This is a genomic window from Sphingobium sp. IP1 (assembly GCF_002708645.1).
GTDB lineage: Bacteria > Pseudomonadota > Alphaproteobacteria > Sphingomonadales > Sphingomonadaceae > Sphingobium > Sphingobium yanoikuyae.
On the sequence record NZ_NOIW01000283.1, the window covers coordinates 1 to 246 of the forward strand.

General features: G+C 67.1%; 1 pseudogene. It reads right to left on the bottom strand.

The features are described from left to right. Positions 1 to 53: 53 nt before the first annotated feature. Positions 54 to 246, bottom strand: a pseudogene (locus CG471_RS29970) (hypothetical protein); the annotation flags it as partial.

A 246-nucleotide genomic window follows, 5' to 3' on the forward strand; every position in this document is an offset into this window, starting at 1 on the left:
AATATCGTGGAGCAGCGTGGGAATGTCGCGAGGCATGGATCGGCCTTAGCGAGTCAGGGCCACAGGTGCCAGTAGCGCGGAGTGTCTGTTTGAGATGCGCCAGATGGCGCATTCCGGCACCAGCCCGGCTTGAAGCGCGCGGTGCGCGACGCCAGCAACGGCACATGCGCCTCGACCGCCCGCTCCTCCGGCTTGTCGGTCAGCCGCACCATCGCCATGCCCGGCTCCTTGTCGCCCTGGCAGCTG